This is a genomic window from Bradyrhizobium sp. CCBAU 25360 (genome assembly GCF_028128695.1).
Taxonomy (GTDB): Bacteria; Pseudomonadota; Alphaproteobacteria; order Rhizobiales; family Xanthobacteraceae; genus Bradyrhizobium; species Bradyrhizobium ottawaense.
In genome coordinates this window covers 48,460-63,442 of sequence record NZ_LBJA01000033.1, presented here as the reverse complement: position 1 = coordinate 63,442, position 14,983 = coordinate 48,460, and the positions used below count along the sequence as shown (strand labels likewise).

The following is a 14,983-nucleotide window of genomic DNA, read 5'->3' as shown; positions in this document are numbered from 1 at the left end:
CGCAAGAAATGGCGCAACATTGACGCAATATTCGAGAGCACATTTTTCCGACGCGATGCTAGGCAGCTGCCAACACCAACGCCAATCGGGATGACCCATGAAGCTGGACAAATTTCCGCGCTACCCACTGACCTTCGGCCCCACGCCCATCGAGAAGCTGGAGCGGCTGTCAGAACATCTCGGCGGCAATGTCGAGGTCTACGCCAAGCGCGAGGACTGCAATTCCGGCCTCGCCTATGGCGGCAACAAGCTGCGCAAACTCGAATACATCATCCCCGACGCGATCGCGTCCAACGCCGACACGCTGGTCTCGATCGGCGGCGTGCAGTCGAACCACACCCGCATGATCGCCGCCGTCGCCGCCAAGATCGGAATGAAGTGCCGCCTGGTGCAGGAAGCCTGGGTGCCGCACGAGGACGCGGTCTATGACCGTGTCGGCAACATCATGCTCTCGCGCATCATGGGCGCCGACGTGCGCCTCGTCGACGACGGCTTCGACATCGGCATCCGCAAGAGCTGGGAGCAGGCGATCGACGAGGTGAAGGCGGCGGGCGGCAAGCCCTACGCGATTCCCGCCGGCGCCTCCGTGCACAAGTTCGGCGGCCTCGGCTATGTCGGCTTCGCCGAAGAGGTGCGCAAGCAGGAAGCCGAGCTCGGCTTCAAGTTCGACTACATCGTCGTCTGCACCGTCACCGGCTCGACCCATGCCGGCATGCTGGTCGGCTTCGCCGCCGACGGCCGCGCCCGCAAGGTGATCGGCATCGATGCGTCTTTCACGCCGGCGCAGACGAAATCACAGGTGCTCGAGATCGCGCAGAACACCGCAAAGCTCGTCGAGCTCGGCAAGGACCTCGTCACTGAGGACGTCGTGCTGATCGAGGACTACGCCTATCCCGCCTACGGCGTGCCGTCGGAAGAGACCAAGGAAGCGATCCGCCTCACCGCGCGTCTCGAAGGCATGATCACCGACCCCGTCTACGAGGGCAAATCGATGCAGGGCCTGATCGACCTCGCGCAGAAGGGCTATTTCGAGAAGGGCGCGAAGATCCTGTACGCGCATCTCGGCGGCGCGCCCGCGCTGAACGGGTATGCCTACGCGTTTAGGAATGGGTGAGGCTGCGCCGTACCTCGCGCCTCCACTCGCTGTCGTCCCGGGCAAGCGGAAGCGCAGACCCGGGACCCATAACCCCAGGGAGACGTTTGGCGAAGAACGTCTCCCCGTGCCCCAAGATAAATCACGCGGTATGGATCCCGGATCTGCGCTCCGCTTGTCCGGGATGACGAGAAGCCCTACCGCGTCCTGACGATCTGTAGCAGCTCGTCGCCGTAATGCTCGAGCTTCTTGTCGCCGATGCCGGGCACGTTGCGCAGCTCGTCGAGTGTCGTCGGCCAGGCCCGGACGATGCCGTCGATGGTGGCATCGTGCAGCACCACATAGGCCGGCACACCGCGCTCGCGCGCAATGTCCGAACGCCACGAGCGCAGCCGCGCGCGCAGTTCGGGATCGACATCGCCTTGCGGGGCGTTGGCGGCGGGCGCAAGGTCGCCGCGGCGGGATTTGCCGCGGCTTGCGCGAAGGCGCGTGCCGGGCGCTTCCTCGCGCAGCCACACCTCGGTCTCACCGCGCAGCACGCCGCGCGCGGTCTCGGTCAGCTTCAGCGCGCCATAGGCTTCGCTGTCGCTCTGCAAATGCCCCATCGCCACCAATTGCCGCAGCACGGTGCGCCACTGCTTTTCGTTGAGCTCGCGTCCGATGCCGAACACCGAGAGCTTGTCGTGGCCGAACTGCGTCACCTTCTCGGTCAGGCGCCCGACCAGCACGTCGATCAGATGCATCGCGCCGAAACGTTGCCCGGTGCGATAGACGCACGACAACAGCTTCTGCGCCAGCACCTTGCCGTCGCGCATTTTCGGCGGCGTCAGGCAGTTGTCGCAATTGCCGCAGCTCTCGCCCATCACGATCTCGCCGAAATAGGCGAGCAGCCGCCGACGCCGGCAGTGCGGCGTCTCGGCAAGGCCGACCAGCGCATCGAGCTTGCCGATCGAGACCCGCTTGAATTCGTCGGAGGCGCTGGATTCGTCGATCATGCGACGCTGCTGCACGATGTCGGAGAGGCCGTAGGCCATCCAGGCCGCCGACGGCTTGCCGTCGCGACCGGCGCGCCCGGTCTCCTGGTAATAGGCCTCGATGCTCTTGGGCAGGTCGAGATGGGCGACGAAGCGCACGTCGGGCTTGTCGATGCCCATGCCGAACGCGACGGTCGCGACGATGACGATGCCGTCCTCGTTGAGGAAGCGGTCCTGGTTGCGCGAACGCACCTGGCTGTCGAGCCCGGCGTGGTAAGGCAGCGCCGCAATGCCGGCCTCGTCGAGCGCGGCGGCGACCTCCTCGACACGGTTGCGGGACAGGCAATAGACTACGCCGGCGTCCCCGGCATGGCGCTCCCGGATGAACTCCTTCAGCTGCGACACCGCACTGCGCTTGTCGACGATCTCGTAGCGGATGTTGGGCCGGTCGAAGCTGGAGACGAACTGCGGCGAGTCCGCGAGCTGAAGCCGCGCGACGATCTCCTTGCGCGTCAACTCGTCGGCGGTCGCGGTCAGCGCGATGCGCGGCACGTCGGGGAACCGTTCGGCGATGATGGAGAGGCCGACATATTCGGGGCGGAAGTCGTGGCCCCATTGCGAGACGCAATGCGCCTCGTCGATCGCGAACAGCGCCACCTTGGCCTGCGCCAGCAGCGACAGGCACCGCGGCGTCACCAGGCGTTCCGGCGCGACATAGAGCAGATCGAGATCGCCCGCGAGCAGCCGCCGCTCGATGTCGGAGGCCTCCTGCAGCGTCAGCGACGAATTCAGCGCGGCGGCGTTGACGCCGGCCTCGAGCAGGCCGGCAACCTGGTCGCGCATCAGGGCGATCAACGGCGACACCACGATGCCGCAGCCTTCGCGCAGCAGGGACGGCAGCTGATAGCACAACGACTTGCCGCCGCCGGTCGGCATCAGCACCAGGCAATTGCCGCCGTCCGTGACGTGCCGGATGATCTCGCCCTGCGAACCGCGAAAGCCCGGCAGGCCGAACACCGAATGCAGCACCGACAGCGCATCGCGGCCGTTGGCCGGCGCAGGTCGCGGGGCGGTGGAAGGGGCATTCATGGGCGTTCGGGGAACAAGGCCAAGAGATTCGTCACAAGGCCAGTCGCATGCTGGCGTCGGCGTGGCAAGAGCGTTTGAGGGTCGAGGCGCGGCTGCTTCCTCCCTCTCCCCATTCCTACGGGGAGAGGTGAATAAGCCCTACGCCCCGATCCTGCGCAGCGCTTCTGCGACCGTCACGATCGGCATGTTGCGCTGTCCGGCGGCTTCCAGCGCATGACGCATCAGGTCCGGCGTGCAGCCATAGGGGCTCGGCGCGTCCGCGACGTCATGGCCGTAGAAGATCAGCCATCCACCGCTCGCCACCGCCTCGTCGAAATAGCGATCGACGCCTGCCTTGTCGATCTCACAATTGACCAAGGGCGACGCACGCAGGAACTGGAGATCGATGACGTCGCTGTTGACGCCGGGAAGGATGCCGCGCGCAGAACGGAAGGCCTTGGCGAGCTGCGGCTTGCGCCAGACCGAGGCAATCCCATAGGGATAGGCGAAGTTCTCCAGATTGATCGAGGAATCGATGCTGCGAAAATAGGTGCGGTTCCGCTCGATCTCGCGAGCCATCGCGGCCTCGTCGAGATTGGCCGAGCTCTGATGCGAGAAGGTGTGGCAGGCAATCTCGTGACCGGCGCGGTGAAGCCGCACGATCGCATCGTCCGACAGGCCATGCCAATGGTCCGACGGCTGCCCGATCAGGCTGCCGGCGAGATAGAACGTACCGCGGCCGCCATGCTCTTCCAGTAGCGCGGCGCCCTCGCCTGCGGCGCTATCCGGGGCATCGTCGAAGGTGAAGCTCACGATCGGCGCATGCGCAGGCAGCCGGTGCGACGCGGCGCGGAAATGCCGGGCCAGCCGATTGCTCACGCGTCCCTGGAGTGCCGACCACACGACTGCGTTTCCCGTGATTCCGTATATCTGTACTGAAACATTCGCGCGCTGGTCGAGGCAAGCCTAACGCCTGGGTAATCCTAACGCGGAACCAATATCCTTCGCTAACGCGCAAGGGCCGGCGCTTCGGTTTCCACACTGAGATATTGCAACCAATTGCGGAAAAGCACCGCGGCCGCACTGCCGGCGCCGATATCGGCGCGCAAATTCAGCCCGGGCAGTTCGTTGGTGAGCGCCGCATGGCGTTGGTGCGCCGCCTTCTTCTCGAAGCGGACCAATTTCTCTTCCGTCGCTGCGTCAAAATAGCTCACGGGCAGGCGCGGATAGTTCTCACGCTCCCGCGCAAGGTAGCGGCCGATGTCGCGCAGATATTCGCGCTGGAGCGACAGCGCGTCATATTCCGGATGCCCCTGGAAGAACACGAACCGGCTGGCATATTGGCGAACGAAAATGTCGACGCCGGCCTCCGCCGAGCGTGTCAGCACCTGATAACCGGCCTGCACCAGGTCGCTCTCCGCGAGCTCGTTGAGGCGCGAATGCGACACCTTCAGCGGCGCCGGCGCGGCACGCGTCAGGGCATCGCTCGTCACGGCGTCGCAATCGAAGATGCCGTGACATTTGGCCGGCAGCCGCCGCCGTTCGATGCCGTCGAGATGCAGCACCGCCGCATGCGCGGCAAGGCACGACCAGATCGTCGAGCGCGTGTTGGCCTTGGCCCAGTCAATGAGGTCGGCGAGGTCACGCCAATAAGGCTCCTGGTCGAGCTCGGGCGCAACCGGCTCGGCGCCTGTCACGATCAGCCCGTCGAATTTCTGGCGCTTCAGATCGGAGAGGTCGGAATATTCGCTCTCGACATGCCACTTCGCCTCCGGCGAGCGCTTCACGCTGGGCAGCGAGAAGCAATGGAAGCGGATGCGGCGCGGACCGGCCGCCGCCTGAAGCAGCTTCAAGAACTGACGCTCGGTCGCCTTCAGCGCCGGATCCGGCATGTTGTTGACGAGCCCGATCGTGAGCTCAGCGCCGTGATCGCGCGCGAGATCGCGCTCGGCCGGCACCAGCGCCGGGCTCGATATGACTTGATCCCTGTCGATCAAGATCGTCATTGACGCCGCCGCCTACTCCGCGGCCTCGAGGCGCGCCGAGAGGCAGGCCTTGTCCAGCGCCTGGTCGATGTCCTCGATGATGTCAGAGACATGCTCGATGCCGATCGAGAGCCGGATCGTTTCCGGCAGCACGCCGGCGACGCGCTGCTGCTCTGCCGACATCTGCCGATGGGTGGTCGAGGCCGGATGGCAGGCCAGCGACTTGGCATCGCCGATATTGACGAGGCGCGTGATCAGCTTCAGCGCGTCATAGAAGGACTTGCCGGCCTCCATCCCGCCCTTGATGCCGAAGGTGAACAGTGACGAGGCGTTGCCATCGAGATATTTCTGCACCAGCGGATAATAGGGGCTGTCGGGAAAGCCGGTGTAGTTGACCCAGGCGACGCGTGGATCCTTGCGGAGGAATTCGGCGACCTTGCGCGCGTTCTCGACATGGCGCTCCATGCGCAGCGCCACGGTTTCGATGCCCTGCAGCAGCAGGAAGGCGTTGAACGGCGACAGCACCGAGCCCATGGTGCGCTGATAGACACTGCGCGCGCGCTCGATATAGGCGGTCTTGCCGAAGCGCTCGGCATAGACGAGGCCGTGATAGGAGGCGTCGGGCTTGTTGTAGGCCGGGAAGCGATCGGCGTATTTCGCCCACGGGAAGTTCCCGGAATCGACGATGGCACCGCCGAGCGTGGTGCCGTGGCCTCCCAGAAACTTTGTCAGTGAGTGCACGGCGATGTCGGCGCCGTAGTCGAACGGCTTGAGCAGAATCGGGGTTGCGACGGTGTTGTCGACGATCAGCGGCACGCCATGTGCATGCGCGATGTTGGCCAGCGCCTCGATATCACAGACATTGCCGGCGGGATTGCCGATGGTCTCGGCGAACACCGCGCGGGTGTTCTCGTCGATCAGCTTCGCGACCGCCTCCGGCTTGTCGCTCTCGGCGAAGCGGCCAGTGATGCCCTGCCGCGGCAGGATGTGTGAGAGCAGCGTGTGCGTGGTGCCGTAAAGCTGCGGCACGGAAACGATGTTGCCGCCGTGATCGGCGACGTTGACGAAGGCGAAATGCAGCGCCGCCTGGCCGGTCGCGACCGCGAGTGCACCGACGCCGCCTTCGAGCTGCGCGATGCGCTTCTCCAGCACCGCGCTGGTGGGATTGGCTATGCGGCTGTAGCGAAAACCCTCGGCCTCGAGATTGAAGAGCGCCGCGCCGTGATCGGCGCTATCGAAAGCGTAGGCCGCGGTCTGGTAGATCGGCACGGCGACCGCGTGCGTGGTCGCTTCGGGCTCGTAGCCGGCGTGAATAGCGATCGTCTCGTTGCGCATCGTGCCACCTCCGCGTGGGGCGGGCCGCACTTATTGGCCTGTATGAGGCATGTGCGTTGTCCGCCGCCCCCGTGTTAGAGGCGGGTGGTAAAGCGGACAATAATTCGCTTAGAGATCGAGGAAGTAACCCTAATGCTTGTCGGCGAATTGGCCGGAATCCGGGTTAAAGCGGATTAACGAAGTGCGACCTGCACGGCCGTGGCGGCGCCATGCCTTCTCCTTGCGGAGAAAGATGGCGCCGCCAATGCGGCGACAATCATGGACTAAACCATGCTCTCCCACAGCCTGCGTGCGAGCACGCCGGCGCGCTTCTCGATCGCGGCCGCCGCGTCGAGCGCGAGGTCCTCGCGATAACGCCCGGCAATGAGCTGCACGCCGATCGGCTTGCCGTCGTGCGCGGCCACCGGCACCACGGCGCCGGGCAGGCCCAGCACGTTGATCGCCGAGATGAAGCGGATCTCGCCCCAGAAGATCTCGCGCACGCGCTCGGGGCTGACGGTATCCTCGCGCGGGCCCGGCGTCGGCTTCACCGTGGTCGGCGCCAGCACGACCGGGTACTCCTCGAAGAACAATTGCCAGGCGCGGATGTGGCCGTTGCGCGCGGCGGTCGCCTGCATCCAGGCCTTGAGATCGAGCACATTGGCCTTGGCCTTCATGCCGCCCCAGGCCTTGTGGAAATCTTCGGACGTGACCTTCAGCATGCCGGCCTCCTGCATCACCACGGTCTCGTTGGTGATGATGTCGCACCAGGTCTGCCAGACGCCGTTGATGTCGGGCACCTCGACCTCGCTGACGCGATAGCCGGAACGTTCGAGATGATCGGCGGCTTGGCGCAGCGCCGCGCGTACGGAGGGGTCGACCTCCATGTCCTCGGGGATCTTGGCCAGCGCCACCTTGATCGGCCCCTTCGGCCTCTCGCCGACCAGCGGCGCCGGCACCCACCAGGGATCGCGCGGATCGCGCCGGCTCATCACCTCGAGTGCAAGGCGAACGTCCGCGACATGGCGCGCGAGCGGCCCCTGCGCCGACATCAGATGCGCCAGCATCGGCCGCTCGGCCGTTGCGCTCGCGTTGAACGCGGGGATGCGCCCCTGCGTCGGCTTGATGGTGGCGACACCGTTGCAATGCGCGGGCCAGCGCAGCGAGCCGCCGATGTCATTGCCATGGGCGATGGTGCCGATGCCGGCGGCGACCGCCGAACCCGCACCGCCCGAGGAGCCGCCGCAGGTGATATTGGGATCCCAGGGATTGAGCGTCAGCCCGTGCAGGGGATTGTCGGTAAAGCCGCGAAAGGAGAATTCCGGCGTGTTGGTGAGCCCGATGACGATCGCGCCTGATTTCTTCAGGTTGCGAACAACTGGCGCATCCGACGGCGCGACCAGGTCCTTGTTGGCGGGCACGCCGTTGAAATTCGGCCGCCCCTCGTAATCGACGTTTTCCTTGATGGTGATGGGCACGCCGTGCAGGAGGCCGAGCTCGCCGCCCTTGGCGCGCTGCTTGTCCGCGGCATGCGCCGCCTTCAACGCCTCTTCCGAGAGATCGACGACGACGGCGTTCAGCTTCGGATTGACGGCGCGCATCCGTTCGAGATGGGCTTCGACGGTTTCGACTGCGGAGATTGCGCCGGAGCGGATTGCAGCCGCGGTCTCCACCGCCGACCATTGCCAGGCCGGTCCCTTGGGACGGCGCGATGAAGCCGGCTTGAGCTGCGCGGCCTTCTTCGCCTTCTTTGCAACGACGGCCTTGCGGCTTGCGCTGGTCCTGCTGGAGGTATTCGCCGGTTTCTTCGAAGCTGTCTTCTTCTCGGCAGTCTTCTTGGCCGTCTTCTTCGCCACGTCGCACCTCCTGAAATTGCGCCGAGGAAGTTACGGATGGCGAAAGGATGTGTACAGGTGCGTTTTCTGCATGGGCCAACGGCGCGACGCGGCGAATTGTCCGCGATCGCGCCGCTTGCGCTATTCCGCGGGGCAGGCCGCGACGGCCGCCGGCGCGCGGTCGAGCCGCAGGCTCCACAGCGCCAGCACCAGACCGACAGCGGTGATGCCGGCTGCGACCAGAGGCAGCGCCGAGAGGCCGAGCCCGCGGTCGATGGTGACGCCACCGGCCCAGGCGCCGAGAGCGTTACCGAGATTGAACGCGGCGATGTTGAGGCTTGAGGCGAGCGTCCGGCCGCTGGGGCCGGCCGCTTCCAGCACGCGAAGCTGGAGCGGGGCGACGGTCGCAAAGGCCGCGATACCCAGCAGCAGGATCAGCACGATCGCCGCGATCTTGACCGACAGCACGGCGGCAAGCCCAAGCAGCACGATGGCGAGCGCGGCAAGCGTTCCGATCAGCGCGCCGGCGAGGCCCCGGTCGGCGAGCTTGCCGCCGGCAACGTTGCCGATCGCGAGGCCGACGCCGAACACCAGCAGGATCGGCGACACCGCGCCTTCCGAAAAGCCGGTGAAGCGCGTCAGGATCGGCTGGATGTAGGTGAAGACGACGAACAGGCCGGCAAAGCCGAACACGGTCATGGCAAGGCCGAGCAACACTTGCGGGCGGCCGAGCACCGATACTTCCTCGGCAAGCGAGACCGGCTTGTCGCCGTTGCCGACATGGCCGGGCACGAGGGCCGCAACCACGGCAAAGGCGATCACGCCGATGACCGTCACGGCCCAGAACGCCGCGCGCCAGCCGAGCATCAGACCGAACCAGGCGCCGAAGGGCACGCCCAGCAACGTCGCGACGGTGAGACCGATGAACATGGTGGAAATCGCGGAGGCCCGCTTGTCCTCGGCGACGAGGCTCGTCGCCACCACCGACCCGACACCGAAGAAAGTACCGTGGGCAAGCGAGGTCAGCACCCGCGCGGCCATCAGCAATTCGTAGTTCGGCGCCAGCGCACAGGCCGCATTGCCGAGCGTGAAGATCGCCATCAGCGCGAGCAGCACGGTTTTGCGCGGCATCCGCCGCGTCGCCAGCGTCAGGACGGGCGCACCGACGAACACGCCGAGCGCATAACCGGAGATGAGCAGGCCCGCGACCGGTACCGAGACATGCATGTCGGCGGCGACCTGGAGCAAGAGGCCCATGATGATGAATTCAGTGGTGCCGATGCCGAAGGCACCGGCGGTGAGCGCGAGGACGGCGGGAGGCATGCGTGGGCTCCGATGGATGAGACGAGCCACAGATAGCCGTGCCCGTGCAAAACCATTAGAATGTCCTCAATCCAATCATTTGTGACGTGAATTCAACATGGCCCGCTTCGACACCAACCGCTCCGCCGAGATGGAGGTCTTCGTCCGCGTCGTCGATCTCGGCGGGTTCACCCAGGCCGCGCGAAAGCTGCGGCTGACGCCGTCGGGCGTGAGCAAGCTGATGTCGCGACTGGAGGCCCGCCTCGGCTCGCGCCTCGTCAACCGCACCACGCGCAAGCTGACCCTGACCGAGGAAGGCCAGGCGTTCTATCAGCGGGCCGTGCGGATCCTCGCGGAGATGGAGGAAGCCGAGCGCGAGGCGGCGTCAGGCGCGGCGCCGCGCGGCCGCCTCACGGTCAACTGCAATATCCCGTTCGGCATGCTGCATATGATGCCGCTGATCCCCCGCTTCCTGGAACAGCATCCCGAGGTCACGCTCGATCTCGTGCTGACCGACACGCTGGTCGACTTGATGCAGGAGCATGCCGACGTTGCGATCCGTGTGGGACCTCTGAAAGCGTCCCGCCTGATCGCGCGCAAGCTCGGCAGCAGCCGCATGGTGGTCGTCGGCACCCCAAACTATCTGGCGCGCTTTGGCACGCCCAGGACGCCGGCGGATCTCACTGAGCACCGCGGCATCGGCTGGACCTTTCCGCGCATCCGCGGCGGATGGCCATTCCGGCGCGGCGATCGCACCGAGGAAGCCGTGCCGCCGCCGGTCGCACGCGCCAGCGACGGCGAAGTCGCCCGCCGGCTGGCGCTGGGCGGCGTCGGCCTCGCCCGCCTCGCGCTCTTCCATATCGGCCCCGACATCGAATCCGGCCGCCTCGTGCCGGTGCTGCAGAACTACAATCCCGGCGACCGCGAAGACATCCACGCCGTCTATGTCGGCCACACCGCCCCCCTGCCCGCACGCGTCCGCGCGTTCATCGATTTCCTTGCCGAGCATGTGCGAGTGAGCGATCCCGCGCTGAAGCGGGCGGGGGATGGGAGGTGGAAACTGGCGGGATGAGGCTGATGGCGGAGAGAGCGTCAGTCAATCCAGACTGATGCGATCGTGTTCCGCGTGGCTGGACCGTTGAGGACGCACCGCCGACGCTTGCGCGAGGGTGCCGAAACCGCGAAAGTCCTAACTGTTTCAGAGCTTGTCAGGGGAATTCCACACAAATGCAGTTCGATGACGTCATCCTCGGTCGCCGGAGTATCCGCGGCTACAAACCCGATCCGGTACCCAAGGAGCTGATTGCGGAAATCATTGGTTTGGCGATGCGCGCTCCCTCGTCGATGAACACCCAGCCCTGGAATTTCTATGTCATCACCGGCGAACCGCTGGATCGGATCCGCGCCGGCAACACCGAACGGATGGTGGCGGGCATCCCGCAGTCGCGCGAGTTCCGCACGGGCCAGGCCTTTGCAGGCAAGCACCGTGACAGGCAGGTCGGCGTCGCCAAACAATTATTCTCCGCGATGGGAATCGAGCGCGACAACACGGAAAAGCGCCAGGACTGGGTGCTGCGCGGCTTCCGCCAGTTCGACGCGCCCGTCTGCGTGATCATCACCTATGATCGCGTGCTTGACGGTAGCGACGATACGCCCTTCGACTGCGGCGCCGTGGCGACCGCCCTGGTCAATGCCGCGTGGTCGCGCGGGCTCGGCGCCGTGATCAACAGCCAGGGCATCATGCAGTCCCCCGTGGTGCGCGAGCACGCGGGCATAGCCGACGATCAAGTCATCATGAAAAGCATCGCGCTGGGCTGGCCGGATGAAACCTTTCCGGCGAATGCCGTGGTGTCGGAGCGGAAGTCCGTCGAGGAAGCGACGGTGTTCGTCGGTTTCGAGAAGTAGCGGCGTGCGGTCGGAAGGGCTGGAGGCACAGCATTGATCCGCGCCATGGTCCGACGTGTACTTGTGCTGGCGGCGGCTTTTGCCACTGCCTTGACGCCGGTCATTTGTCTTGGCGAAAGCAGCAAGCCGTTGCCAGCCAAGGCAACGAGGGAACTACCCGCTGAGCTGCTCTCGCTGCTCGAACAGAAGAAGATGCCGAAATATTCACCTATCGTCGTGCGCCTGTTCAAGGAGGAGGCCGAGCTCGAGGTCTGGAAGCAGGACGCGACCGGCCATTTCCAGATCCTCAAAACCTATCCGATCTGTCGGTGGTCGGGCGATCTCGGGCCGAAATTGTACGAGGGCGACCGACAGGCTCCGGAAGGGTTCTATACGATTACACCCGAGCTGATGAATCCCAACTCCAACTTCCATCTTTCGATCAACCTCGGCTTTCCCAACACGTTCGACAAGGCGAACAAGCGCAACGGCAGCTTCCTCATGATCCACGGCGACTGCTGGTCGAGCGGTTGCTATGCCATGACCGACGAACAGATCAGCGAAATCTATTCGCTGGCACGCGACTCATTCCTCGGCGGCCGGCCGTCGTTCCAGGTCCAGGCCTATCCGTTCCGCCTGACGCCGGCAAACCTGGCGCGGCATCGAAATAGCCCCAACCTGGCCTTCTGGAAAATGCTCAAGATCGGCAACGATCATTTCGAGACGACGCGACTCGAACCAAGGGTGGATGTGTGCGACCGCCGCTATGTGTTCGATGCGCGACCTCCCCCGAATTCGCCGTCGCCTCCAGTGTTCAACCCTACCGAAAAATGTCCCCCCTTCGTCGTCAATCCGGAAATCGCGCGGCGGGCGCTGGAGAAGAGGCGCTCCGACGAGCTCGAATACGCGCGATTGCTTGAAGACAACGTTCCGGCTGCCCCGATATACAGCGGACTGGACGGCGGAATGAACAAGGCATTCCTCACACAATTTCCGGGCAGAGTGACGCTTGCGAAAGTCATGCCGTATGCATCCTACCTGCCGCAATTGCCACCGATCCCCTGGATCGACAATGATGGCTCGTTGGCGAGTAGATGGTTCGGCAGCTCGTTGGACAAGCTGCCGGAGTGTAATCCGACGCGTGTCGGCTTCCCGTCAGGTCGGTGCTGAACGCTCGTGCGGCGTCCGCGGTGGATCATCAGAAGAGGATGGCATCGGCATTCCGTCCAGGGAATGCTGGCGGCGTCGGAGCGGAGACCTTGAAAAAAAATTCGTCCCGGCTTGCTGAACCAAAGCAAACGGCAACGACTCCGCCTCCGCCCCGCGGGCTTCGGCGCGACAGCCTTGCGCAAACTTTGTTTGCGAAGGCTGGCGGAGAGAGTGTCCTTATTGTTAGTGTCCATGAGCGTCCATTGAAGTTCAACTAGGCCAATCGACTCAATCTCTTAAGTCAACCTGACGTCCAGCAAGGTCCAAGAAAAGCCGTCCCAATCCGAAATTTTTTGTGGTATGGATTGTGGTATGGAAACCCGGCGCAAGCATCCTCAAAAGGCCCTTACCCCCGTTCGGATCAATAGCCTTTCCCAACCCGGCCGATATGCTGACGGGAACGGCCTTTACCTCGTCGTCGATGAGTCCGGCGCAAAACGATGGGTGCTGCGGACGGTCGTCCATGGCAAGAGGAGGGACATGGGTCTCGGCAGCCTGCGGCTCGTCACGCTAGCAGAAGCTCGAAACAAAGCGATCGATTATCGGAAGCTGGCGCGTGAAGGCGGTGACCCGATCGCCGCCAAGCGTTCAGCGCAAGCGACCGTACCCACGTTTGCGGAAGCCGCTCGGACCACGCTGGAGCAGCGACGAGCGGGTTGGAAGGATGGGAAGAGCGCTTCGCAGTGGCTGAAGAGCTTGTCCACCTATGCTTTCCCCGACATGGGTGACAAGCGGGTCGACCGGATCGAGACCTCAGACGTGCTTCGCGCCCTTTCGCCGATATGGCTCTCCAAACCTGAGACTGCCCGCCGCGTCCGCCAGCGGATATCAGTCGTTTTGGATTGGGCCAAGGCTGCAGGTCATCGAAGTGGTGACAACCCGGTCGAAGGCGTTGGCAAGGGCCTACCTCGCCAGAATGAAAAGCGCGGTCATTTCAGCGCAATCCCTTACGCCGAAGTACCGCAATTCGTGCGGGGACTGCCGGAAGTCCCCACAAACGAAATTGCTCGGCTCGCTTTCGAGTTCTTGATCTTGACGGCGGCTCGCACGAATGAAGTTTTGCGTGCCGGATGGTCCGAGGTCGACTCCGAGACAACAGTATGGACCATTCCGGCAGAGAGGATGAAAGCGGGCCGGGAACATCGTGTGCCACTGGGGCCGCGAGCTGCGTCACTACTTCGATCCGCTCGCGAGATAAGCGACGGTTCATTATTGATCTTTCCGGGCCGCGCCCCTGGCAAACCCATGTCGAATATGGTGTTTTTGATGATGCTCCGAAGAATGGAGGCTAACTTCACCGCTCACGGCTTTCGCTCAGCCTTTAGAGACTGGGCAGCTGAATGCACGAATTTCCCTAGAGAGGTATGCGAGATGGCGCTGGCCCACTCGATCAAAGACAAGACCGAAGCCGCCTATCGCCGAGGTGACCTATTCTCTAAGCGACTTGAACTGATGATCGCTTGGGAAGAATACATTCAGGCTCAGGCGATCAATTGTCGATGAGCATCAAGAGATCGAAGCGACCAAAAGCTCCCCCCCGTGAGCCTGAAGCGATGTCGGAGGACGACTTAGTCAAGGCTCAAATAACGAGCGGCGTCGCCTCTGGCCGGAAGCTGAACGCTAGGCTCGAGCAAGCGCTAGGCATTCCCTACGCATACCTCACCGAGCACCAGTGGAATGAGATTCAGTCAAAGACAAAGTTTCGAACAAGCGCTCGATTCGAACTCAATATCGCGCTGAGGAGATATTGGACCGAAAGGCTAGATAAATCGGCTGCGCCTAACGCGAAGAAAGAGATCACTGAATCCCGAAGCAAGTTGGAAGCTGCAAGGCAGTCACTGTTGAAGCTCATCATTCAAGAGGACGTCTTCAAAGGCCGAGTCGCGCATTGCCAGATAAGTCCCCTTGAACAACGAAAGGAGCTTGAAGCTTTCTGTGAACGCATTTCAGGAGCCGACATCATTTTGGCTTCGTTGGAGAAGCGCCACACTCGCGGAAGGGGTCAACCATCATACGGTCCCGTATATGATCTGATCCACCATCTCGATTATATCTTTTACGCTCAGCACGGCCAAAGGATTACGCGGTCAGAGAAGCGAATGATACGTGACGACCCCGCAACGGTCACATCGAAGCATTACGTCTGGATGATGATGCAGATTGCGGATCGGCAGATTGCTGAAGCAACGGTAGATACCGTTTTAAGGGATTACATCATGGATCGCGACAAGCACGATCGTCCATTTCCTAAGAGGATGATCTAGCCCGTTACCGAAAGAGTTGTGGGCTTTAATCGAGGGATTATGCGAACTTAATTCC

General features: G+C 63.6%; 12 protein-coding genes. 6 read left to right on the top strand and 6 right to left on the bottom strand.

Annotated features, from left to right (window positions below):
* Window positions 1–97: 97 nt before the first annotated feature.
* Window positions 98–1,114 (top strand): 1-aminocyclopropane-1-carboxylate deaminase, encoded by a 1,017-nt coding sequence (locus XH81_RS10140; protein ID WP_028141925.1) that lies wholly within the window; start codon window positions 98–100, stop codon window positions 1,112–1,114.
* Window positions 1,115–1,290: 176 nt separating this feature from the next.
* Here XH81_RS10140 and recQ read toward each other — a convergent pair whose 3' ends face one another.
* From recQ to XH81_RS10110, 6 genes are all read right to left on the bottom strand, one after another.
* On the bottom strand, window positions 1,291–3,156 hold the full coding sequence (recQ, locus tag XH81_RS10135) for a DNA helicase RecQ (protein WP_028141926.1): 1,866 nt from the start codon (window positions 3,154–3,156) through the stop codon (window positions 1,291–1,293).
* 138 nt (window positions 3,157–3,294) lie between these two features.
* Window positions 3,295–4,038 (bottom strand): polysaccharide deacetylase family protein, encoded by a 744-nt coding sequence (locus tag XH81_RS10130; protein WP_028141927.1) that lies wholly within the window; start codon window positions 4,036–4,038, stop codon window positions 3,295–3,297.
* Between the two features lie 104 nt (window positions 4,039–4,142).
* On the bottom strand, window positions 4,143–5,141 hold the full coding sequence (metA, locus tag XH81_RS10125; RefSeq protein ID WP_028141928.1) for a homoserine O-succinyltransferase MetA: 999 nt from the start codon (window positions 5,139–5,141) through the stop codon (window positions 4,143–4,145).
* A gap of 12 nt (window positions 5,142–5,153) precedes the next feature.
* Window positions 5,154–6,455: an O-acetylhomoserine aminocarboxypropyltransferase/cysteine synthase family protein gene (locus XH81_RS10120; RefSeq protein WP_028141929.1), complete on the bottom strand. Its 1,302-nt coding sequence runs from the start codon at window positions 6,453–6,455 to the stop codon at window positions 5,154–5,156.
* Between the two features lie 263 nt (window positions 6,456–6,718).
* Complete coding sequence (locus tag XH81_RS10115; protein ID WP_028141930.1) at window positions 6,719–8,290, bottom strand: amidase family protein; 1,572 nt, start codon at window positions 8,288–8,290, stop codon at window positions 6,719–6,721.
* A gap of 120 nt (window positions 8,291–8,410) precedes the next feature.
* A complete protein-coding gene (locus XH81_RS10110) occupies window positions 8,411–9,592 on the bottom strand; it encodes an MFS transporter (protein ID WP_028141931.1) in 1,182 nt (393 codons plus the stop codon).
* Window positions 9,593–9,689: 97 nt separating this feature from the next.
* Between XH81_RS10110 and XH81_RS10105 the strand changes: the two genes are divergently transcribed.
* From XH81_RS10105 to XH81_RS10085, 5 genes are all read left to right on the top strand, one after another.
* Window positions 9,690–10,643: a LysR family transcriptional regulator gene (locus XH81_RS10105; RefSeq protein ID WP_028141932.1), complete on the top strand. Its 954-nt coding sequence runs from the start codon at window positions 9,690–9,692 to the stop codon at window positions 10,641–10,643.
* Between the two features lie 155 nt (window positions 10,644–10,798).
* Complete coding sequence (locus XH81_RS10100) at window positions 10,799–11,476, top strand: nitroreductase (RefSeq protein WP_028141933.1); 678 nt, start codon at window positions 10,799–10,801, stop codon at window positions 11,474–11,476.
* Between the two features lie 33 nt (window positions 11,477–11,509).
* The gene (locus XH81_RS10095) at window positions 11,510–12,625 is read left to right on the top strand and encodes a L,D-transpeptidase family protein (protein WP_028141934.1); all 1,116 of its coding nucleotides are present in this window, start codon (window positions 11,510–11,512) and stop codon (window positions 12,623–12,625) included.
* Between the two features lie 351 nt (window positions 12,626–12,976).
* Window positions 12,977–14,167 carry a tyrosine-type recombinase/integrase gene (locus XH81_RS10090; protein WP_271596161.1) on the top strand — a complete coding sequence of 397 codons (1,191 nt, stop codon included), beginning with the start codon at window positions 12,977–12,979 and terminating at the stop codon, window positions 14,165–14,167.
* The gene (locus tag XH81_RS10085) at window positions 14,164–14,928 is read left to right on the top strand and encodes a hypothetical protein (RefSeq protein ID WP_271596160.1); all 765 of its coding nucleotides are present in this window, start codon (window positions 14,164–14,166) and stop codon (window positions 14,926–14,928) included. Before XH81_RS10090 ends, XH81_RS10085 begins: the two co-directional genes overlap by 4 nt.
* Window positions 14,929–14,983: the final 55 nt, after the last annotated feature.